Below are 21,861 nucleotides of genomic sequence, written 5' to 3' on the forward strand. Positions count from 1 at the left end.
AATGTCGGGGAGTGCCTTGGTGATGGCACCCCCCTGTCAGCACATCAGCCGTTGGCCGCGGCCACCGCGCGCTTGGCCATGACCACCACGAGATTGGCGCGGTATTCGGCGGACGCGTGGATGTCGCTCATCAGGCTGGACGACGGCACCGTCACGCCTTCGAGCGCGGAGGGATCGAACTTCTTCGACAGCGCCGCCTCGAGCGGCTTCGAACGGAAGACGCCGTCGTCGCCTGCGCCGGTGACGGCAAGCTTCACCCCTTCCTTGCCCTTTGCGACGAAGACGCCGGTCATGGCGTAGCGCGAGGCCGGGTTGCGGAATTTCTCGTAGCCGCATTTCGCCGGCGCGGTGAAGGTCACCGCAGTGACGATCTCGTCGTCCTTCAGCGCCGTCTCGAACAGGCCGGTGAAGAACTTCGCCGCCGCGATCTCCCGCTTGTTGGTGACGATGGTCGCATCCATCGCCAGCATCGCCGCCGGATAGTCCGCCGCCGGGTCGTTGTTGGCCAGCGAACCGCCGATCGTTCCCATATGCCGCACATGGGGGTCGCCAATATGGGCCGCCATGTAGACGATGGCGTGGCACACCGATTTGAGCTTTTCGTGCGCGGCGACTTCGGCGTGCGTGGTCCCCGCACCGATCGTCACCGTCTTGCCGGCGATCTTGATGCCCTTGAGTTCGGCCACATGGCGCAGGTCGACGAGATCCGACGGCGCGGCGAGCCGCGTCTTCATCGCCGGGATCAGCGTCATGCCGCCTGACACGAGCTTGGCGTCGTCGGCCTTCTTCAGAAGCTTCAACGCGTCGGCGACCGAGGACGCGCGGTGGTAGTTGGTGGAGTACATGGTTTCACCTCCGGTGAGAGAAGAGGGGATTGGGCAGTGGGGAATGGGCATTGGCGTTGGCGAAGGGTTATCACAAACCCATTGCCCACTGCCTATTGCCCATTCCCCTCCTTCCTCAGTGTTTCGTCGCGGCCTTCAACGCCGCCCACACCTTTTGCGAGGTGGCGGGCATCGTCAGGTCGTTGTTGCCGATCGCGTCGGTAATCGCGTTCATCACCGCCGGCGGCGAACCGATCGCGCCGGCTTCACCGCATCCCTTGATGCCGAGCGGATTGCCGGGGCAAGGCGTGTTCTGATGCGACAGCTTGAACGATGGCAGGTCGTCGGCGCGCGGCATGGTGTAGTCCATGTAGCTGGCCGTCAGGAGCTGGCCGGAGCCAGCTTCATAGTTCGCGCCCTCCAGCAGCGCCTGGCCGACGCCCTGCGCGATGCCGCCATGCACCTGGCCCTCGACGATCATCGGATTGATGATGTTGCCGAAGTCGTCGGCAGCGACGAACTGCACGATGTCGGTGACACCGGTCTCGGGGTCGACCTCGACCTCGCAGATGTAGCAGCCGGCCGGGAAGGTGAAGTTGGTCGGATCGTAGAACGCGCCTTCCTTGAGGCCGGGCTCCATGCCGCCCGGCAGGTTGTGCGCCGTATAGGCGGCAAGCGCGAGCTGGAACCACGGCACCGACTTGTCGGTACCGGCGACCTTGCATTCGCCGTTCTCGATGACGATGTCGCCCTCGTCGGCTTCCATCAGGTGGGCGGCGATCTTCTTGGCCTTGGCCTCGACCTTGTCGAGCGCCTTTACGATCGCCGACATGCCCACGGCACCCGAGCGCGACCCGTACGTGCCCATGCCCATCTGTACCTTGTCGGTATCGCCGTGGATGATCGACACCGAATCGATCGGCACGCCGAAGCGGTCCGCGGCAAGCTGCGCGAAGGTCGTCTCGTGGCCCTGGCCGTGGCTGTGCGAGCCGGTCAGCACCTCGATCGTGCCGACCGCGTTGACGCGTACTTCCGCCGATTCCCACAGGCCGACGCCGGCACCGAGCGAGCCGACTGCGGCCGACGGCGCGATGCCGCAGGCCTCGATATAGCAGCTCATGCCGATGCCGCGCAGCTTGCCGCGCTTCCTGGCTTCGGCACGCCGCTTCTCGAAGCCGGCATAGTCGGCTTCCTTCATCGCCGCCTCGAGCGAGGCTTCGTAGTCGCCCGCGTCATAGGCCATGATGACCGGCGTCTGGTAGGGAAACTCGCGCACGAAGTTCTTGCGCCGCAGTTCGGCCGGCGAGACGCCCAGCTCGCGTGCCGCGGTCTCCACCACGCGCTCCACCACATAGGTCGCTTCCGGCCGCCCTGCCCCGCGATAGGCATCGACCGGCGCGGTGTTGGTGTAGACGGCGCGCACATTGGCGTGGATGGCCGGGATGACATACTGGCCGGACAAAAGCGTGGCGTAGAGATAGGTTGGCACCGAAGACGAGAACAAGGACATGTAGGCGCCGAAATTGGCGATCGTGTCCACCTTCAGCGCCGTCATCTTGTTGTCGGCGTCGAAGGCGAGCTGCACTTCCGTTACATGGTCGCGGCCATGGGCGTCGGTGAGGAAGCTTTCGGTCCTGTCGGCGACCCACTTGACCGGAACGCCCGCTTTCTTGGACGCCCACAGGCAGACGATTTCTTCCGGATAGATGAAGATCTTCGAGCCGAAGCCGCCGCCGACGTCGGGCGCGATGACCCTGAGCTTGTTTTCCGGCGCGACGTTGTAGAAGGCGCTCATGACGAGGCGCGCGACATGCGGGTTCTGGCTCGTCGTCCAGCAGGTGTAGTGATCCTCGGCCTTGTCGTAGTGGCCGAGCGCGGCGCGCGGTTCCATCGCGTTGGGCACGAGACGGTTGTTGACGATGTGCATCGTCGTCACATGGGCGGCCTTGGCGATGGCCGCGTCGGTGGCGGCCGAATCGCCGATCTCCCAGTCATAGATCAGGTTGCCGTCCGCTTCGGGATGAAGCTGCGGCGCGCCGGGCTTCAGCGCCTGGACGGCATCGGTGATCGCTTTCTTCTCCTTGTAGGTGATCTCGACCGCCTCGGCGGCGTCGCGCGCCTGCCCCTTGGTCTCGGCGACGACGATCGCCACCGCGTCGCCGACATAGCGCACCCGGTCCACCGCCAGTGGCGACCATGCCCCCATCTTCATCGGCGTGCCGTCCTTGGAATGGACCATCCAGCCGCAGATGAGATTGCCGATGCCGTCGGTCTTGAGTTCCTTGCCGGTCAATACCGCGATGACCCCCGGCATCGCCTTGGCGGCCTTGACGTCGATCTTCTTGATGTCGGCATGAGCATGCGGGGACCGCACGAAGAATGCCTGCTTCATGCCCGGCACGACCATGTCCTCGACATAGCGGCCGGCGCCGGTGATGAATCTCTTGTCTTCCTTGCGCGCCACGCGCGCGCCGATGCCTTCAACTCCCATGGACGTTCTCCTCCAGAACCGCGAGAATTGTGGGTATGCGGGGCGATCGACCGCCGATCAGGCGCTGACGATCCGGAACGTGGCGCGCAGCGTGCTGCGGGAACCGTTCCACCCGGTTCGAAACGTTCAGGCTGCCTTCCTGGCCTTGCCCTTGCTGCCCTTGGCCATGGTTGCCGACGCGGCCAGGATCGCCTTGACGATGTTGTGATAGCCGGTGCAGCGGCAGATGTTGCCTTCGAGCTCGGCGCGAACCGTCTTCTCGTCCAGCCCGTCCGGATGGCGGCGGATCATGTCGGTCGCTGCCATGATCATGCCGGGCGTGCAGAAGCCGCACTGGAGGCCGTGATGTTCCTTGAACGCGGCCTGGATCGGATGAAGCTCGGCGCCGTCGGCCAGACCTTCGATGGTCAGGATTTCCGACCCGGACGCCTGCGCGGCGAGGATCGAACATGATTTAACGGCCTTGCCGTCCATGTGGACGACGCATGCGCCGCATTGCGAGGTATCGCAACCGACATGCGTGCCCGTCATTCCCAGGTGCTCGCGCAGATAGTGCACGAGCAGCGTCCGGTCCTCGACCGTCCCGGAAACCTTGCGGCCATTAACGACCATTGAAACGTCCGACATGAATCTCCTCCAGATCATCGTCTCACCGGCCGTCCTTCGGGGAGCCGGCATGATGCGAATGTATCCTAGCGTAACCAAGAGTCCATGGGGCAAGACGCCGTTCCTGCGCCACATGCGTGTGAACGGCGCTGACCAAACCCACGACAATTCCCCGATCGGGTGCTTGTCTTTCCAAAGCAATGCGGTTATCACGCGCACACTTGCGAGCCGCGCCACCAGCGCGGCCAGGAAGCCGCTTTAGCTCAGTTGGTAGAGCACATCATTCGTAATGATGGGGTCAGGTGTTCGAGTCACCTAAGCGGCACCATTTTTATCCTTGATCAGCTTGGCGGGTTGGCTTCGAGCCCTCACATTTCGATGCGGGCTGACGAGAGAACTGATGGCAGACGGCCGCATATCGCACTGGCAGGACGTCTATTCCGCGAAATCGGAAGACGAGGTCAGTTGGTTCCAGGCTTCCCCTGAACCCTCGCTGACGCTCCTGCATCTGGTGGGGGCCAATTCCAACAGCGCGATCGTGGATATTGGCGCCGGCGCATCGCGGCTCGTCGACCATCTTCTTGCCTCCGGCTATACACACTTATCGGTGCTGGACATCTCCCCTGCTGCGCTGAGCATCGCACGCCGAAGGCTTGGGAAAAAAGCAGGAGCGGTGGAGTGGATCGTTGCGGATGTAACCCAGTGGCGTCCGCTCGTGCCATACGACGTGTGGCACGACCGCGCGACATTCCACTTCCTCATCGGGGAGGCGGACCAGCGGGCCTATGTCGAGCGCCTGCGCGACGCATTGCGTGTCGGGGGGCACGCAATCATCGGCACGTTCGCCCCTGATGGACCACTGAAATGCAGTGGTCTACCTGTGGCGCGCCATGACGCATCGAGCATCGGCGCGCTGCTTGGTGACGGCTTCCACATCGTGGATACGAGAAACCACGACCACATTACGCCGAAGGGCGCAGCGCAACGATTCCAGTTTTCGACCTTTGAGCGCAACGCCTGACGCAACCACTACGCTCCCGCTGCGTTATGGGCGAAACTAACAAAATATACAGGGTCAGTCAGATGGATGCCGCTCAGTTCCGGCTTCCCGTTCGCCTGCAGAAGGCGGACGGGAAATGTATCGATGAAATCTACAGCGCCGAAGAAGCGCTCGACCTGCTGCTTGCGTGGCCGGACCAGCGTGGCCGTGCCTATGACAAGGCGGTGAAGGCGTGTTTTGCGGCGACAGTGGATGTGGAGAGCGCCGATCAGGCGCAGAAGGAATTCGCCGCATTTGCCAGGCTCAGCGGCATCCTTGCCAACGACATGCTGCCGGTGAATGCGCGGTCTCGTCGCACAGGCTTTCGCCAGCGGAACATTCAGGCCGCAACGCCGTCGCTCGCTTGAATTTCCCTCGGATAGTCTCTATATCGAGGATGCCGTCGCAAGGCGGATATGGTGCTAAACCGGCTGTGCAATAGACGATTCGGACGCGGTTTCGAAACCGCCACCTCCACCAGGAGCCCATGTTGGCGATGCGTTGCTGATGGGGGTGAAATGGGATCGACGGGCGTTGAAAGACAGTTCGCTGTACCCGGCATTGTACCACCGTTATCGGGCTAAACTTGTAGTTGCAAACGACAACTATGCTGAGGCACGTCTCGCTGCTTAATGCGGCGCGATAGTCTCGAATTAAGCCCTGTGGGTTAGCACCTTCAGGCGGGGTTCGGAGGTACCTGGCAACAGAAACCTCCACTTCCTCTAAGCCCTGACGATTTTGCGCTGGATTGTCCCATCCGGTGGTTTCCGCACGTCTTGATTGTGCTTAAAGGTGTTCGATCGATGCTGTAGGGTGGCAATCGCCGTCCGGGAGGGGAAGCATGGACAGTCTCATCACGATATTCCTGCCGCTTGCGCTGGCGATCATCATGTTCTCGCTGGGGCTCGGCTTGACGCTCGACGACTTCCGGCGCGTCGCCACCCGACCGAAGGCCTTCGCCATCGGAGCCGCGTCGCAACTGGTGCTGATCCCCGTCGTCGCCTATGCGCTGGCCGTGCTGTTCACGCTGCCGCCAGAACTGGCGGTCGGGATGATGATCCTCGCGCTATGCCCGGGCGGAGTGACCGCCAACCTGCTGACAAAGCTGGCCAGCGGCGAGGTGGCGCTGTCGATCTCGCTAACGGGCATCATCAGCCTCGTCGCCGTCTTCACGGTTCCTGTCCTCGCCTCGTATTTCGCCAACCACTTCATGGGCCTCGACGCACCGGCCATCGACGTGACGGCGCTGGGCATCTCGATGTTCCTGATAACGCTGGTCCCGGTGATGATCGGACTGGCGATCCGCTCCCTGGCCCCGGATTTCGCCGTCACACTGGATTCGATCGTCTCCCGGGTCGCGGTCGGACTGTTCGTCATCGTGGTCGTGGGTGCGCTCGCCGCCAACTGGGGCCTGTTCGTTGCCAATTTCGTGCAGCTCGCACCCGCACTCGTCATGTTGAACGTCATATTGCTTGCCGCCGGCATCGGCTTCGCGCGCGCCTTCGGGCTCAGCCTGCCGGAGGGCAAGGCGATCGCTCTGGAGACCGGCGTGCAGAACGCGACGCTCGGCATCACAGTCGGTTCGCTGATCGTCGAACAGGCCGCGGCGCTGCCGCCATTCAGCCTGCCTTCCGCCGTCTACGGGATCACCATGTATGTGGTGTCGATCCCGTTTGTGTTCTGGCTGCGCGGGCGCAACTAGGCGGCGTCACGCAGGGTCCGCCGCAATGCCTTCAGGCCGTTCACCGCCATAGGCCCAGTCGAGCAGCCGGACGGTGTGGACCACCGTGAGGTCGCTGGCCGAGGCAATCTGCGTCATGCAGCCGATATTTCCGGTGGCAACAATCGCGGCGCCGGTTGCCTCGATGTTCCTGACTTTGCGATCACGCAGCGTCGCCGAAATCTCCGGCTGCAGGATGTTGTAGGTGCCGGCCGAGCCGCAGCAAAGGTGGCCCTCCGCCGGCTGCTTGACGATGAAGCCGGCGCGCGCGAGCAGCTCCTTCGGTTCGCGCACGATCTTCTGGCCATGCTGCATCGAGCAGGCCGAGTGGTACGCCACCGTCAGGCCGGGACGCACGGTTGGCTCGGGAAGGTCGATCGATGAGAGATACTCGGTGACATCCTTCGCCAGAGCGGAGACGTGTGCGGCCTTCTCGGCATAGGCCGGATCGAGCCGCAGCATGAAGCCGTAATCCTTGATCGTCGTGCCGCAGCCGGACGCGGTGATGACGATCGCGTCGAGCCCGCCATCGTCGATCGCGCGCGTCCACGCATCGACGTTGCGCCGAGCAGCCTCCAGGGCTGCCTCCTCGCGGCCCATGTGGTGAACCAGCGCGCCGCAGCAGCCCTCTCCAGCCGGCACCACGACCTCGACGCCCAGGCGCGTCAGCAGCGAAATCGCCGCTTCGTTGATGCCGGGCTCGAGCACCGACTGCGCACAGCCGGTGAGGATCGCGACACGCCCGCGCCTGGCCCCGGCGGCTTCGTGGGTGGCCGGCCGGGCGGCGGGTGAGGCGGCAGGAACCGCACGGGGCGCCAGCCTCAGCATCGCGGCAAGCGGTCGCAACGGCCGGACTGCATCGAGAAGCGGCGCGAAGGGGCGCCCCAGTGTGGCCAGTTTCAGGGCGGCGCGAAAACGCACCGGATAGGGCAGGACGGCGGCCAGCATCATGCGTGTCAGGCGGTCGAGAAGCGGTCGCCGGTAGGTCTTTTCGATGTGGGCGCGGGCGTGGTCGACGAGATGCATGTAATTGACGCCCGACGGGCAGGTGGTCATGCAGGACAGGCATGACAGGCAGCGGTCGATATGCGTCACGATCTGGTCGTCGGCCGGGCGGCCGTTCTCCAGCATGTCCTTGATGAGATAGATGCGCCCGCGCGGACTGTCGAGTTCGTTGCCCAGCGTCACGTAGGTCGGGCATGTGGCGGTGCAGAAGCCGCAATGCACACATTTGCGCAGGATGGATTCCGACTCGGCCACATGCGGGTCAGCGAGCTGGGCAAGCGAAAAATTGGTCTGCATGACGGGCTAGAGCATCCAGCTTTCGGGGTTCCTGATCGGCTCGTTACGGCTCACGGCCTGCAGGCCGACGATGCAGCGCACGATGACCCAGATCGCCACGGCGATGCCGAGCAGGAAGCCGACAGCGACGATCATCAGAAGCAGCGAAACGACGCCTCCCAGAAGCGCAATCCAGAACGTCCGGATCAGCCAGGTGTAGTGGGTCTCGATCCAGCCGCCCGCCTTGCCGCGGTTGATGTAGGCCATCACCAGGCCAACGATCGCCGAAATGCCGATCACGAACCCGACGAGGTAGAGCACGTAGATGACCTGAACGTTGGTGGGGCCGGGTTCCAGCCAGCGGTCGCTCTGCCGTGGCGCAACGGGCGGCGGTGTCGTCGGGTCGCTCATCAGGGTCTCCTTCGGATCAGTTTCAGCACGCAGGCTATCACAGGCGCCTCACGCACTCATCCTGCCCGGATTGAGAATGCCTTTGGGGTCGAACTGCTGCTTGAGCCGCGCAGCAAGGGCGGCAAGCGCCGGCGGCTGCGGCTCGAATACCGCCTCAGAGGCGCGGATCGGCGGTGATGCGCGCACCAGCGTCGCATGTCCGCCGCCATGGATGGAAACCAGCCGGCGCAAAAGCGCGGCCTCCGGATCCGACTCCATGCGCAGCCAGATCAGCCCACCCTGCCAGTCGTAGAACGCATCGACGGCCGCCTGCATGCGCAGTGCCATCACCATGCGATGCCCTTGCGACGGCGCCATCGACACGCGCCACACCGGACGGGATGTTCCGTCGGCGAACGGCACGCAATCGCGGATTTCGCGCCACAGCCGGCGCGATTCGTCCGCCTCGAGCCGCTCCGCGCCGCCCTGCCCCGTCAGCAATTCGGCCAGCCTGTCGAAGCGGTAGGCAACGGACGGCCCAAACCCTTCGAGGCGCAGCAAGGTCGACCCCCGGCCCTTAAGCGCTCCGTCGAGCACGCGGCCCGTCACGCTTTCGGGCAGATGCGCCGCCCCCGCGACTTCGCCGCTGGAGCCCATGGAAAGCGCCATCGCCTGCGCTGCGAGTTCTTCCGTCAGCCCGCGCAGAACCAGCGTCGCCTCCGTCTCGGCGCGCGGCAGCACCTTGAAGGTGACGTCGGTCACCGCCGCCAGCGTGCCCCATGAGCCGGCCATGGCCTTCGAAAGATCGTAGCCGGTGACGTTCTTGACGACGCGTCCGCCGGACTTGAACACTTCGCCGCGCCCGGAGACCGCATGGATGCCCAGCACATGGTCGCGCGCGGCACCGGCCTTGATCCGGCGTGGGCCGGAAAGATTGGCCGCCATCATGCCGCCGATCGTGCCCCTGCCGGGCTCACCGCCCAACAGCGGACCGTAATCCATCGGTTCGAAGGCGAATTCCTGGCCGTTCTCGGCAAGCAGCGTTTCGATCTCGGCCAGTGGCGTACCGGCGCGGGCGGAAAGCACCAGTTCCTCGGGCTCGTAAAGCGTGATGCCGGTCAGATTCGACAGGTCGAGCACATGTTCGGTCTGGAGCGGCCGGCCGATAGCGCGCTTGGAGCCATGGCCGAGAATTTCGATCGGCGATTCCTCGGCGACGGCCCATTGGACGGCGGCGAGCGTTTCCTCGGCAGTGGCGGGGGTGAAGGTGGTCATGGAGAGCCTGCCGTCGAAGTGGTTCCTCGCCCCCACGCAGTGGGGGAGAGGTGGCACGCGAAGCGTGACGGAGAGGGGGTCTTCATCGAGAAGCCTTCATCGCCGGCTTGAACTTCACGTCAAGCGCATCTGTCCTTTCGCTCAAGCGCCCATCCAAAACCGCAAGGATGGTCTCACATACAAGCGCAGTAGACTTCAGCGCATCGTGGCTCCAAAAGCGAAGGACCGAATAGCCGAATGCACACAAGAACTCATCCCGACGCAGATCGTGGTCGTCGTCAACGTGCTGGCTGCCATCGAGTTCGATGATCAATTTTGCCCCCCGGCAAGCAAAATCGGCGAAGTATGGTCCAACAGGCATCTGGCGCACGAACTTGTAGCCGCTAAGTCGGCCGGCTTTCAGTTCGTTCCAGATGACTGCTTCGGCCATGTTGTCCCCACGACGCAACTCGCGGGCGCGGGCCAGCGATTTCGGCGCGCGCCGGCTCGCCGGCTCCGCCGTCCCCCTCTCCGTCTCGGGCTTTGCCCGAGCCACCTCTCCCCCGCAAAGCGGGGGCGAGGAACGGTGCTCGTCGGCAGAGGTCACCATCAAAACCTCGGGATGTCGGGGAACGCCACCTTGCCCCGATGCACATGCATGCGGCCCAGCTCGGCGCAGCGATGAAGCTGCGGGAAGACCTTGCCGGGGTTGAGCAGATGGTTGGGGTCGAAGGCGCATTTGACGCGGATCTGCTGGTTGAGGTCGTCTTCGGAGAACATTTCCGGCATCAGGTCGCGCTTTTCCACACCCACGCCATGTTCGCCGGTCAGCACCCCGCCGACCTTGACGCACAGGCGCAATATGTCGGCGCCGAAGGCCTCGGCACGTTCAAGTTCGTCGCCTTTGTTGGCATCATAGAGGATGAGCGGGTGCAGATTGCCGTCGCCGGCGTGGAAGACGTTGGCAACACGCAGCCCGTATTTTTCGGACAGCTCGCGCATGCCCGCCAACACCTTGGGCAGTTCCTTGCGCGGAATCGTGCCGTCCATGCACAGATAGTCCGGCGAGATGCGTCCGACTGCCGGGAAGGCCGCCTTGCGGCCTGCCCAGAAGGCCGCCCTCTCCTCTTCCGATGTCGAGATGCGGCAGGTCGAGGAGCCGTTTCTTGCCGCGATGGCTTCGACTTCGGCGATCAGGTGATCGACCTCGGCGCCGGGTCCGTCGAGTTCGACGATCAGCAGCGCTTCAACGTCGAGCGGATAGCCGACCTGGACGAAATCTTCCGCCGCGCGGATCGCCGGGCGATCCATCATCTCCATGCCGCCGGGAATGATGCCGGCACCAATGATGTCTGCGACGCACTGCCCGGCCTCTTCGCTGGACGGGAAGCCGATCAGCAAGGCGCGCGCGGTCTCGGGCTTCCTGAGGATACGCACCGTGACTTCGGTGACGACGCCGAGCAGCCCTTCCGAACCCGTCATGATACCGAGAAGGTCATAGCCTTCGCTATCCAGGTGTTTGCCGCCGAGCCGGATGACATCGCCATTGATCAGCACCATCTCGATGCCGAGCACATTGTTGGCCGTCAGACCGTATTTGAGGCAGTGCACGCCGCCCGAATTCTCGGCGACATTGCCACCGATCGAACAGGCGATCTGAGACGACGGGTCGGGCGCATAATAGAACCCCTCATCCTGGACCGCATGGGTGATGCCGAGATTGGTGACACCCGGCTGGGCCGTGACCGTCCGGTTGGGATAGTCGACGTCGAGGATGCGGTTGAAGCGGCTCATCACCAGCAGCACCGCGTCGGCCAAGGGCAGCGCGCCTCCGGAAAGCGACGTTCCCGAGCCGCGCGGCACTACCTTGATGTTGCGGTCGGAACAGTATTTCAGGATGCGCGCGACCTGCGCCGTTGTCTCCGGCAGGACCACGACCATCGGCACCTGCCGGTAGGCGGTCAGCGCGTCCGTCTCGAAAACGCGCATGGCGTTTTCGGCATCGACGACGCCTTCGCCGGGCACGATGATGCGCATGTCGGCGACGATCTCGTCGCGACGGGCAAGCGTGGCCCTGTCGGGCGCGGGCATGGCAAGACCTGACACGATGTCTCCTTTTCCACCCTCCAGCGTCGTGCGGCGAAATCGCTTTCGCCGACGAAACTCAGTCCTTATAACCTCCGCCAGCCCCTCGAACAGAGGAAAACGGCATGGGAGCCGCCCCTCACGGGAAGACGAACGGGCATGACCGAGGACCAACAGACGACATGCTGACCATAGCGGATCTCAAGCAGCGCGCCCGCAGGCGGGTGCCGAAGATGTTCTTCGACTATGCCGATTCGGGCGCCTGGACCGAAAGCACCTATCGGGCCAATGAGGCGGACTTCGCCGCCATCAAGCTGCGCCAGCGCGTCCTGGTCGACATGACCAACCGCTCGCTGGAATCGACGATGATCGGCCAGACGGTCGCGATGCCGGTGGCGCTGGCCCCGACGGGCCTGACCGGCATGCAGCATGCCGATGGCGAGATGCTGGCGGCCCAGGCCGCCGAGGAATTCGGCGTGCCGTTCACCCTGTCGACGATGAGCATCTGCTCGATCGAGGACGTGGCGTCGGTGACGACGAAGCCGTTCTGGTTCCAGCTCTACGTCATGAAGGATCGCGACTTCGTCGCCAATCTGATCGACCGCGCCAAGGCAGCGAATTGTTCGGCCCTGATGCTGACCGCCGACCTGCAGATTCTCGGCCAGCGCCACAAGGATCTGCGCAACGGGCTCTCGGCGCCGCCAAAATTCACGCCGAAACATATTTGGCAGATGGCGACGCGGCCGGCATGGTGCATGGGTATGCTCGGAACCTCGCGCCGCACCTTCCGCAACATCGCGGGGCACGCGAAAGGCGTCACCGACCTGTCGTCGCTGTCGGCATGGACGGCGGAACAGTTCGATCCACAGCTCTCGTGGAAGGATGTCGAATGGATCAAGGAGCGCTGGGGCGGCAAGCTTATCATCAAGGGCATACTCGATGCCGAGGACGCGCGGATGGCCGCCGCCACCGGCGCCGACGCGATCATCGTGTCGAACCATGGCGGACGCCAGCTCGACGGCGCGCCGTCATCGATATCGGTGCTGCCTGAAATCGTCGACGCGGTCGGCGACCGGATCGAGGTTCATTTCGATGGTGGCATCCGTTCCGGACAGGACGTGCTGAAGGCTCTGTGCCTCGGCGCAAAGGGTACCTATATCGGACGCCCGTTCCTCTATGGCCTAGGCGCCGGCGGCAAGGCGGGCGTGCGTCTGGCGCTGGACATCATCCGCAAGGAACTCGACGTGACGCTGGCATTGTGCGGCAAGCGCAACATCGCCGACGCAGGGCCGGACCTGCTCTACAAGGCGCCAGGCAAGGCGGCGCCGTGACGGCCTCCGGCGCGCCGGGTGTCCACTTCCTCGACGCGTCCGCGCCGGACGGCATGCGCATCTACGCCATCGGCGACGTGCATGGCCGCTTCGACTGCCTGACCAAGATGCACGGGCTGATCGCCGCCGAGATCGCGCGCGACGCCCCCCGCGACTGGCGGGTGATCCATCTCGGCGACTATGTCGACCGCGGGCCGCAATCGGCCGAGGTGCTCGACCTGCTGGCAAACGCGCGCGCGCACGATCCACGTATGATCGCGCTGATGGGCAATCACGACGAGGGCTTTCTCGATTTTCTCGCCGATCCGGCGGATGCCAGCCTGTTCATCGACTATGGCGGCTTCGACACCGCCGCGTCCTACGGCCTGGTGCTCGACACGAGCGACCGCGACGCGCTTTTCGAAAGCCATCGGCAATTGCTGGCGGCAATGCCTGAAAGCCATCTCCTGCTGCTGCGTGACCTCCAGCGGTCGGTGTCGTTCGGGGATTTCTTCTTCTGCCATGCCGGCGTGCGGCCGGGCGTGCCGCTCGACGAGCAAAGCCCGCACGACCTGATCTGGATCAGGCGAGAGTTCCTGCATCACCCGGGGCTGTTCGAAAAGGTCGTGGTGCATGGCCACACGCCGCATCACGAGCCGGAGGTGATGCCCAATCGCGTCAATGTCGACACGCTCGCCTATGACAGCGGAACGCTGACGGCGTTGGTGGTCGATGGACGGGAGAAGCGGTTTCTCGTAGCGCGGGCGTGAGTCAGTCGACGCTGGCGGTGACACCATAGCCATCGACGGCAGGCAGGTCGCCCGCGGCATCGGCGGCATAGATGCCTGCGCCCCACATCAGAATACCCGACAACATGAACATGGACAGGAACAGGGCTTTCACAGGCGACATCTCGGTTGGTATCCAGCGTTTGTAGTTGATCAGAGTTACCATCCGGTTTCCGGCGGCCACCCTGCGAAATCTTCTGAATGTAGGAATCCGCCCGGGGCGGCTTGGTTCCCGAAAAAGCGACGGTAATGTCATTCGGTCCCCACCTCGTCCCATCACCGTCGGGCCGGGCTGATAGGCCTGCCGCCGGCAAAACGCCAGCGGATTCACGCGGCCCCACAGCGGATTCGCCGGAGCGTATCCCAAATGCAACGGCACACCGCCCATTGCCTTGCCGCTACCAGCCTTATCGGGTAGGAAACCCCCGCCCCGACTGAGGCGCATCTCCAGAAAAGACGGACGGAAAACCATGGCTGACAAGGCGGACAGGATGAAAGCGCGGCTCCCTCGCGGGTTCGTCGACCGCCATTCCGGCGACATTCGCGCCGTCGACGCAATGACGGCGAAGATTCGCGACGTCTACGAACTCTACGGCTTCGAACCGGTCGAGCAGCCGATGGTGGAATACACCGATGCGCTGGGGAAATTCCTGCCCGACCAGGACCGGCCGAACGAAGGCGTGTTCTCCTTCCAGGACGACGACGAGCAGTGGCTGTCGCTGCGCTACGACCTGACCGCGCCGCTGGCGCGCTTCGTGGCCGAGAATTTCGAGCAGTTGCCCAAGCCCTATCGCAGCTACCGGCAGGGCTGGGTGTTCCGCAACGAGAAGCCGGGCCCGGGCCGGTTCCGCCAGTTCATGCAGTTTGACGCCGACATCGTCGGCACGCCGGGCGTCGCCGCCGACGCCGAAATGGCGATGATGATGGCCGACACGCTGGAAGCCGTCGGCATCGCGCGCGGCGACTACGTCATCCGCGTCAACAACCGCAAGGTGCTCGACGGCGTGCTGGAGGCGATCGGCCTCGGCGGCGACGAGAATGCCGGTCGCAGGCTCGGCGTGCTGCGGGCATTAGACAAACATGACAAATTCGGCAACGACGGTGTGCGCCAACTGCTTGGCAAGGGTCGCCTGGATGAGAGCGGTGACTTCACAAAAGGTGCCGGCCTCAACGACGAAGCCATCGACGCACTTCTTCAGCTCTTTGGCACCAGAGCCACTGACGAACTCCTGAGCGACCTTCTTCAGCGCTTCGAACACAAGTTCGGGGAGTTTTCACAGGAACGCGTCGACAGCCTTGTCAGCGCATCGCTCGGGCTTCAAAACTTGCTCTCATCCCCGTTTGCTCTGAACGATAAATTTTTTGAGGGCACACGCGAACTGATGACAATTGCGAACCTCGTTCTCAATGCCGGCTACGATATGGACCGCATCCGCATCGACCCTTCGGTCGTGCGCGGCCTCGAATATTACACCGGCCCCGTCTACGAGGCCGAGCTGACCTTCGAGGTACCGAACGAGAAGGGCGAGATCGTGCGCTTCGGCTCGGTCGCGGGCGGCGGGCGCTATGACGGGCTTGTGTCGCGCTTCCGTGGCGAGCCGGTGCCGGCGACGGGCTTTTCCATCGGCGTGTCGCGGCTGACGGCGGCGCTGAAGAACCTCGGCAAGCTCGACACGTCAGACGTCATCGCGCCGGTCGTCGTCCTCGTCATGGACAAGGACACCGAAAGCCTCGGCCGCTACCAGAAGATGGTCGGCCAGCTTCGGCAGGCCGGCATCCGCGCCGAAATGTATCTCGGCGGTGCCGGCATGAAGGCGCAGATGAAATATGCCGACCGTCGCGGCAGCCCCTGCGTCGTCATCCAGGGCGGCGACGAGCGCGCCAATGGCGAGGTGCAGATCAAGGACCTGATCGCCGGCGCCAAGGCTGCCGAAGGCATCGCCGACCACGCCGAATGGCGCGACAGCCGCCCGGCGCAATTCTCCGTCAAGGAGAGCGACCTCGTCGAGGCGGTCAAGAAGGTGCTCGACGAGCAGAAGGCGGAACGGGGCGTCTGATATGTATGGCGCCTTACGTTGCCCCCCTCTGTCCTGCCGGACATCTCCCCCACGAGGAGGGAGATCAGCTTTCATTTTCGTTGTCGCTTGTCCTGCAACGCTGACGATTGATTCCATCATCGACACAGCCAATCTCCCCCCGTGTGGGGGAGATGTCCGGCAGGACAGAGGGGGGCGCCGTAGGGTGTGGACGTCGCATTTTGCGAACCACACCACCTCCCCCCTTGAGGGGGAGATGGCCGGCAGGACAGAGGGGGGTGCTTCCTGGCGAGGCACACCCTCATGACCGCCCTGCCCGCCTTCGCATCCGACATCCTCGCGCTGTTCGAGGAACGCGGTGCCGGCCTTGCCGACGTGGCGGTTCTGCAGCCAGCCGATCCGTTTCTCGACATGGCTGGCGAGGATTTGCGCCGCCGGATCTTTCTCACCGAAAGCGAGACCGGTGCTGCGCTCTGCCTGCGGCCGGAATTCACCATCCCCGTGTGCCTCGACCACATTGCGGCGCAGGCCGGCACGCCGCGCCGCTACGGTTATCTTGGCGAAGTCTTCCGCCAGCGCCGCGACGGCGAGGCGGAGTTCTTCCAGGCCGGCATCGAGGATCTCGGCGAAACCGACATCGCGACGGCCGACGCGCGCTCGCTCGCCGATGCCCATGCGCTGCTGATGCGGGTGCTGCCGGGACATGACCTTGCAGCCACGCTGGGCGACCAGCGCGTGTTCGAAGCCGTCCTGGCCGCGCTCGGATTGCCGCGCGGCTGGCGCACGCGACTGGCGCGCGCGTTCGGTTCGGCCGAGCAACTCGCCGCGGCACTCGACGACCTCGCCAACCCCACCCGGTCGAGCGCTTTCGGCGAAACCGTCGCCGCGCTGGTGCTCGATGGCGACGCCGACGGCCTTGCCGGCCATGTCGCCGGCCTGATGGAACGCTCGGGCCTGTCGCCGTCGGCAGGCCGCACGCCGGGCGCGATCGCCCGACGCATGATCGAAAAGGCGGAGCTACGCAGCGTGCGCCTGTCGAAGGACGCGTTCGATGCACTGAAGGATTTTCTAGCGATCCGCGTGCCGCTCGAGCAGGCTGCCGACGCGCTCGCGGCCTTCGAGAGCCGCGCCGGCGTGGCGCTCGGCTCGGCGATGGAGCTTTTCGCGGCGCGCGCGGAGGCGATCGCCGCGCAGGGTCTCGGCACCGGCGTCGTGGCCTACGATGCCGCGTTCGGCCGTCCGCTCGATTATTATACGGGCCTCGTCTACGAGATTTCGGCTGGCAGTTCCCGGCCGCTCGCCGGCGGCGGGCGCTACGACCGGCTGCTGACGCTGCTCGGTGCCGAAACGCCGATCCCCGGCGTCGGTTTCTCGGTATGGCTCGATCGAATCGCAGCCCTGCGGGGAGACGCGCCATGACTGTGACGCTTGCCCTGCCCTCGAAAGGGCGCCTGAAGGACGATTCGATGGCCGCGCTCGCAAAAGCGGGGTTCTCGGTCGTCACCCCAAAGGACGAACGCCGCTATCGCGCCAGCGTCGACGGCCGCGACGACATCGAGATCGCTTTCCTGTCTGCTTCCGAGATCGCCCGTGAACTGGCCAGCGGCACCGTGGACCTCGGCGTCACCGGCGAAGACCTCGTGCGCGAGACGATCGCGGAATGGCAAAAGCGCGTCGCGATCGGCGCGCGTCTCGGCTTCGGTCGCGCCGATGTGGTGGTGGCGGTGCCGGACGCCTGGCTCGACGTCGACACGATGGCCGACCTCGACGATGTCGCGGCCGAATTCCGCCAGCGCCATGGCCGCCGCCTGCGCATCGCCACAAAATACTGGCGGCTGACGCAGCAGTTCTTTTCCAGCCAGCACGGCATCCAGGTCTACCGCATCGTCGAAAGCCTCGGCGCCACCGAAGGCGCGCCGGCGGCGGGTTCCGCCGATGTCATCGTCGACATCACCTCGACAGGCTCGACGCTGCGCGCCAACCACCTGAAGATCCTCGACGACGGGGTCATCCTGAAGTCCGAGGCGTGCCTGGTGCAGTCGCTGAAGGCCCGCACCGCACAGGACGACGCAACGCTGGAAGAGATATTGAAGGCAGTGCGCGGAGCTTAACCGCCCGCCGGCTGATGCGTTCCAGCCCGCGACAGCAAAAAGGGCCCGGATCGCTCCGGGCCCCTTCATGTTCAGCGATGGATGCAGCAGTCAGCGCTTGTCGACCGACAGCGCTCCGGGGCCTGCGACCGACAGCGCTAGGAAGCCGCCGGCAATCGCGAAGTTCTTGAAGAAGTTGTTGAACTCATTCATGTCGGCCCAGTTGGTATGGCCGAGCAGGGCGGAGCCGATCGAGAACGCGGCCAGCGCATACGCGCCCCAGCGGGTCTTGAAGCCGACGAGGACGGCGAGCCCGCCCAGCACCTTCACGGCAATGACGATCCAGGCAACGAGCATCGGTGCGGGCAGGCCGAGCGAGCCCATGTAGCCGGCGAAGCCGCCAGACGCGAAGATCAGCGGAATGCCGGAGGCGAGGAACAGCGCGACGAGAAAGATGCGCGCGACGAGAAGGGTAAGGTCGTTTGACATGGGAAAGGCCTCTCCGAGGTTGATGGCACTCACATAAAGGAATGCCGCAATGCAGCAAGCCACTGCATTGCGAACTCAGTGTTCACCGAAATCCAACGAACATCGAATTGGCGTTCACATTCAGCCGGGGCGCGTCATCGCCTCTGGCCGCACGATCGTGTCGTACTCCTCTTCGCTCACCAACCCGGTGGCCAGCGCTTCCTCGCGCAATGTGGTTCCGTTCTTGTGCGCGGTCTTGGCGATCTTGGCGGCGTTGTCGTAGCCGATTTTCGGCGCCAGCGCCGTGACCAACATCAGCGAACGATTGAGAGCGGCCTCGATATTGTCTTCGCGCGCGACGATTCCGACGACGCAATTGTCTGTGAAGGAGACCGCCGCATCCGAGAGCAGGCGGACCGACTGGAGGAAGTTGTAGGCCATCACCGGGTTGAACACGTTCAGCTCGAAATGACCCTGGCTGCCTGCGAAGGTGAGTGCCGCGTGATTGCCGAAGACCTGCACGCAGACCTGGGTCAACGCTTCGCACTGGGTCGGGTTGACCTTGCCGGGCATGATCGACGAACCGGGCTCGTTTTCCGGCAGCGCCAGTTCGCCGAGGCCCGAGCGCGGGCCGGAACCGAGGAAGCGGATGTCGTTAGCGATCTTGAACAGCGACGCGGCCACCGTGTTGATCGCCCCGTGCGAGAACACCATCGCGTCGTGTGCTGCCAGCGCCTCGAACTTGTTCGGTGCCGTTGTAAAGGCAAGCCCCGTGATGCCGGCGATCTTTTCGGCGACCTTCTCCGCGAAGCCGATCGGCGCGTTGAGGCCGGTCCCCACCGCCGTGCCGCCCTGGGCAAGCTGCATCAGGCCTTCCAGCGTCGACTCCACACGGGCGATGCCGTTCTTCACCTGCTGGGCGTAGCCGGAAAACTCCTGGCCCAGCGTCAGCGGCGTGGCGTCCTGCGTGTGGGTGCGGCCGATCTTGATGATGTGCTCCCAGCCCTTGGCCTTGGCGTCGAGCGCCGCATGCAGGTGCTTGAGCGCCGGCAGCAGGCGATGAACGATCTCCTCCGCGCAGGCAATGTGCATCGCCGTCGGATAGGTGTCGTTGGACGACTGGCTCATATTGACGTGGTCGTTCGGGTGAACCGGCTTCTTCGACCCCATCTCGCCGCCCAGCATCTCGATGGCGCGGTTGGAAATGACCTCGTTGGCATTCATGTTCGACTGGGTGCCGGAGCCGGTCTGCCACACGACCAGCGGGAAATGCTCGTCGAGCTTGCCCTCGATCACCTCCTGCGCGGCCTTGACGATTGCCTCGCCGACGGCGGCGTCTAGCCTGCCGAGATCCATGTTGGCCTCAGCCGCCGCGCGCTTGACGATGCCCAGCGCGCGCACGACCGGCAGCGGCTGCTTTTCCCAGCCGATCTTGAAATTGCCAAGCGAGCGCTGCGCCTGGGCGCCCCAGTAGCGGTCCGAGGCGACTTCGATGGGGCCAAAGGTATCGGTTTCGGTGCGGGTCATTGTCCGTCTCCTGGTCAGAGCCGTGCGTGGCTTGCTCACCTCGAGTGGCTGGCGTGGCCGGCATTGATATCGGCTGGTCAGATCATGTCGATCAACCAAAGCAACGCTGCATAGCGCGCCGTCTTGGCAAACGCCACCACGATCAGGAAAAGGATGAACGGCGTGCGCAGCAACCCGGCAACGACGGTCAGCGGATCGCCCACCACGGGCAGCCATGCCAGAAGCAGGCTCGGCCAGCCGAAGCGGGCATACCAGCCAGCCGCGCGTTCCATCTGGGCCGGTGACACCGGAAACCAGCGGCGGTCAGCATGGCGCACGAGGAAACGGCCCATTGCCCAGTTGATGCAGGAGCCGGCGATGTTGGCGGTGCTGGCGACGAGCAGCAACCGCCATGCGGGAATTTCGCCCGCCACATGCAGGGCGGAAAGCGCCGCCTCCGACGTGCCCGGCAGCAGCGTTGCCGAGGTGAAGGCGGAGATGGCGAGCGCGAGAAGTGACGGGTCGACCACCTGTCGGCACTACCTTTCGGCCGGCGCGCGCAACAGGCCCCAGCGCAGTCCTCGCTTGCGTTGCCCGCGCCACAACATCGCGGCCGCGAGCACCACCGTCAACAACTCGGCGGTAGGACCGGCAAACCATATCCCCACCTCACCGAATGCCACTGGCAGTATCAGCACAAGCGGTACGGTGAAGACGTAGGTGCGGGCGACCGTCAGCACGATTGCCGCACGCGCCTCGCCGATAGCCTGGAGATAGCCGGAAAGGACGAGCATGCCGCCTGCAACGACGTACAGGATAACCATTATCGGCATGATGCGTCCTAGTTCCGCGATGGTCCGGGGATCGTCGACGAAGAGTTGACCGATCCAGGAGGCGGAGAAAATCATGACCACCTCGAACGCGCCGGCATACACGATCGCCACGACCAGCCCCCATTTGAAGGCGTCGTCCGAGCGCTGCCATTGGCCCGCGCCGTAGTTGTTGCCGACGATCGTCTGTGTCGCCATGTTGATGCCCATCATCGGCATGTAGGCGAAGCTCATGAGTCGGGTCACGATGCCATACGCCGCAATCGTGGACGCATAACCCTCCCCGCCCCAGCCCTGCACGGCAAGGATGACCGCCACCGAAACAAGCGAAATCCCTATGAAGCTGAGACTTTGCGGTGCGCCAAGCGCAAGTATCTCCCGCCAGGAATAGGCAAGGTCCCTTGCGCGCAGCGCCGACCAGCGCAGACGCGTGGCCCCAAAGCCGCGATAAGCGATGACGATGACCAACGCCAGAAATTGCGCCAGAACCGTGCCGGCAGCAGACCCGCTGACCCCGTAGTCAAGGACCGCCACAAACAGGTAGGTCAAGGCAATGTTGGCGGCAGAGACCAACACCGTCGCCAACGTCATCAAGGCAAGCTTGCCTTCGCAACGCAGCGCGTCGCCATTGACGCTGAGGACGAACATGACCGGCGAGCACCAGATCAGGATCGCGATATACTCGTGGCCCATCGCGGCAAGCTGCGCGGAGCCGTTGGCCAGACGCGTGGCAAGGGTAATGCCGGTTGCCGCAAACGAGACCATCAGCAACGTACAGATGACGAGCGCCAAGCCGTGCGCGCCAGTGAACACTGCGCGGGCCCGCTCGATGTCACCGGCGCCGAGCGAGCGGGCGAGCCGGCTTGCCATCCCGTTGGCGACAAGCGTGGACAGCGCTGCCATCAACATGAAAAGAGGGAATGTCAGGGTCACGGCCGCCAGCGCCTCGGCCCCAACATAGGCGCCCAGGAACCACGCATCGATCAGCGTCTGGGCGCCGTTGGTCAGCATGATGAAGATTATGGGGGCGGCGGTGCGCAGGAAAAGGGGGCCGAGCGGCCCCTCGAGGAACGGATTTATGTGCGCGCGATCAGGCGTCGCCATTGTGTCGTCTCCGGACAAGCATCGGTTGGAGATCGATGG

The 21,861-nt window shown here is 64.4% G+C and carries 21 protein-coding genes, 1 tRNA gene and 1 other RNA gene; 10 read left to right on the forward strand and 13 right to left on the reverse strand.

All coding sequences use genetic code 11. From position 1 onward, the window contains the following. Positions 1-44: 44 nt before the first annotated feature. The 3 genes from AAFN84_RS08920 to AAFN84_RS08930 form a co-directional block, all read right to left on the reverse strand. Entirely contained in the window at positions 45-845 is an 801-nt protein-coding gene (locus tag AAFN84_RS08920; protein ID WP_347514208.1) for a xanthine dehydrogenase family protein subunit M, read from the reverse strand. A gap of 115 nt (positions 846-960) precedes the next feature. Further along, entirely contained in the window at positions 961-3,315 is a 2,355-nt protein-coding gene (locus tag AAFN84_RS08925) for a xanthine dehydrogenase family protein molybdopterin-binding subunit (RefSeq protein WP_347514209.1), read from the reverse strand. A gap of 126 nt (positions 3,316-3,441) precedes the next feature. Then, complete coding sequence (locus AAFN84_RS08930; protein ID WP_347514210.1) at positions 3,442-3,942, reverse strand: (2Fe-2S)-binding protein; 501 nt, start codon at positions 3,940-3,942, stop codon at positions 3,442-3,444. A gap of 231 nt (positions 3,943-4,173) precedes the next feature. On the opposite strand from AAFN84_RS08930, the gene AAFN84_RS08935 reads away from it, so the two are divergent. The 5 genes from AAFN84_RS08935 (at position 4,174) to AAFN84_RS08955 (ending at position 6,662) form a co-directional block, all read left to right on the forward strand. Continuing rightward, positions 4,174-4,249 (forward strand) — tRNA-Thr (locus AAFN84_RS08935). Positions 4,250-4,321: 72 nt separating this feature from the next. Further along, on the forward strand, positions 4,322-4,942 hold the full coding sequence (locus tag AAFN84_RS08940) for a class I SAM-dependent methyltransferase (RefSeq protein ID WP_347514211.1): 621 nt from the start codon (positions 4,322-4,324) through the stop codon (positions 4,940-4,942). Between the two features lie 62 nt (positions 4,943-5,004). Then, entirely contained in the window at positions 5,005-5,328 is a 324-nt protein-coding gene (locus AAFN84_RS08945; RefSeq protein WP_347514212.1) for a DUF982 domain-containing protein, read from the forward strand. Next, positions 5,321-5,678, forward strand: a transfer-messenger RNA (tmRNA) gene (gene ssrA / locus AAFN84_RS08950). Before AAFN84_RS08945 ends, ssrA begins: the two co-directional genes overlap by 8 nt. 123 nt (positions 5,679-5,801) lie before the next feature. Then, positions 5,802-6,662, forward strand: coding sequence for a bile acid:sodium symporter family protein (locus AAFN84_RS08955; protein WP_347514213.1), 861 nt, complete (start codon positions 5,802-5,804; stop codon positions 6,660-6,662). A gap of 6 nt (positions 6,663-6,668) precedes the next feature. On the opposite strand, the gene glcF is transcribed toward AAFN84_RS08955, so the two are convergent. The 5 genes from glcF to AAFN84_RS08980 all read right to left on the reverse strand — a co-directional run bounded on the left by glcF (position 6,669) and on the right by AAFN84_RS08980 (position 11,711). After that, a complete protein-coding gene (gene glcF, locus AAFN84_RS08960) occupies positions 6,669-7,982 on the reverse strand; it encodes a glycolate oxidase subunit GlcF (protein WP_347514214.1) in 1,314 nt (437 codons plus the stop codon). Between the two features lie 6 nt (positions 7,983-7,988). Then, on the reverse strand, positions 7,989-8,372 hold the full coding sequence (locus AAFN84_RS08965) for a hypothetical protein (RefSeq protein ID WP_347514215.1): 384 nt from the start codon (positions 8,370-8,372) through the stop codon (positions 7,989-7,991). 48 nt (positions 8,373-8,420) lie between these two features. Next, complete coding sequence (glcE, locus tag AAFN84_RS08970) at positions 8,421-9,626, reverse strand: glycolate oxidase subunit GlcE (protein WP_347514216.1); 1,206 nt, start codon at positions 9,624-9,626, stop codon at positions 8,421-8,423. 82 nt (positions 9,627-9,708) lie between these two features. Continuing rightward, complete coding sequence (locus AAFN84_RS08975; RefSeq protein ID WP_347515087.1) at positions 9,709-10,161, reverse strand: DUF559 domain-containing protein; 453 nt, start codon at positions 10,159-10,161, stop codon at positions 9,709-9,711. A 53-nt stretch (positions 10,162-10,214) separates the two neighbouring features. After that, entirely contained in the window at positions 10,215-11,711 is a 1,497-nt protein-coding gene (locus AAFN84_RS08980) for an FAD-linked oxidase C-terminal domain-containing protein (protein ID WP_347514217.1), read from the reverse strand. 161 nt (positions 11,712-11,872) lie between these two features. Between AAFN84_RS08980 and AAFN84_RS08985 the strand changes: the two genes are divergently transcribed. Together AAFN84_RS08985 and AAFN84_RS08990 are read left to right on the forward strand one after the other, a co-directional pair. Continuing rightward, positions 11,873-13,021, forward strand: coding sequence for an alpha-hydroxy acid oxidase (locus AAFN84_RS08985; protein WP_347514218.1), 1,149 nt, complete (start codon positions 11,873-11,875; stop codon positions 13,019-13,021). Positions 13,022-13,074: 53 nt separating this feature from the next. After that, entirely contained in the window at positions 13,075-13,770 is a 696-nt protein-coding gene (locus AAFN84_RS08990; protein WP_347515088.1) for a metallophosphoesterase, read from the forward strand. 1 nt (position 13,771) lies between these two features. On the opposite strand, the gene AAFN84_RS08995 is transcribed toward AAFN84_RS08990, so the two are convergent. After that, positions 13,772-13,954: a hypothetical protein gene (locus tag AAFN84_RS08995; protein ID WP_347514219.1), complete on the reverse strand. Its 183-nt coding sequence runs from the start codon at positions 13,952-13,954 to the stop codon at positions 13,772-13,774. 304 nt (positions 13,955-14,258) lie between these two features. On the opposite strand from AAFN84_RS08995, the gene hisS reads away from it, so the two are divergent. From hisS to hisG, 3 genes are all read left to right on the forward strand, one after another. After that, the gene (gene hisS / locus AAFN84_RS09000; RefSeq protein WP_347514220.1) at positions 14,259-15,845 is read left to right on the forward strand and encodes a histidine--tRNA ligase; all 1,587 of its coding nucleotides are present in this window, start codon (positions 14,259-14,261) and stop codon (positions 15,843-15,845) included. A 282-nt stretch (positions 15,846-16,127) separates the two neighbouring features. Next, positions 16,128-17,243 carry an ATP phosphoribosyltransferase regulatory subunit gene (locus tag AAFN84_RS09005; protein WP_347514221.1) on the forward strand — a complete coding sequence of 372 codons (1,116 nt, stop codon included), beginning with the start codon at positions 16,128-16,130 and terminating at the stop codon, positions 17,241-17,243. Then, positions 17,240-17,935, forward strand: a complete 696-nt coding sequence (gene hisG, locus AAFN84_RS09010; RefSeq protein ID WP_347514222.1) for an ATP phosphoribosyltransferase — start codon at positions 17,240-17,242, stop codon at positions 17,933-17,935. Before AAFN84_RS09005 ends, hisG begins: the two co-directional genes overlap by 4 nt. Before the next feature lie 90 nt (positions 17,936-18,025). Here hisG and AAFN84_RS09015 read toward each other — a convergent pair whose 3' ends face one another. The 4 genes from AAFN84_RS09015 to AAFN84_RS09030 form a co-directional block, all read right to left on the reverse strand. After that, positions 18,026-18,403, reverse strand: a complete 378-nt coding sequence (locus tag AAFN84_RS09015) for a DoxX family protein (protein WP_347514223.1) — start codon at positions 18,401-18,403, stop codon at positions 18,026-18,028. Positions 18,404-18,523: 120 nt separating this feature from the next. Then, positions 18,524-19,909 (reverse strand): class II fumarate hydratase, encoded by a 1,386-nt coding sequence (gene fumC / locus AAFN84_RS09020; protein WP_347514224.1) that lies wholly within the window; start codon positions 19,907-19,909, stop codon positions 18,524-18,526. A 77-nt stretch (positions 19,910-19,986) separates the two neighbouring features. Next, entirely contained in the window at positions 19,987-20,418 is a 432-nt protein-coding gene (locus AAFN84_RS09025; RefSeq protein WP_347514225.1) for a YqaA family protein, read from the reverse strand. A gap of 9 nt (positions 20,419-20,427) precedes the next feature. After that, entirely contained in the window at positions 20,428-21,822 is a 1,395-nt protein-coding gene (locus AAFN84_RS09030) for an MATE family efflux transporter (protein ID WP_347514226.1), read from the reverse strand. Between the last annotated feature and the right edge of the window lie 39 nt (positions 21,823-21,861).

It is taken from the genome of Mesorhizobium sp. CAU 1741 (assembly GCF_039839275.1).
Lineage (GTDB): Bacteria > Pseudomonadota > Alphaproteobacteria > Rhizobiales > Rhizobiaceae > Aerobium.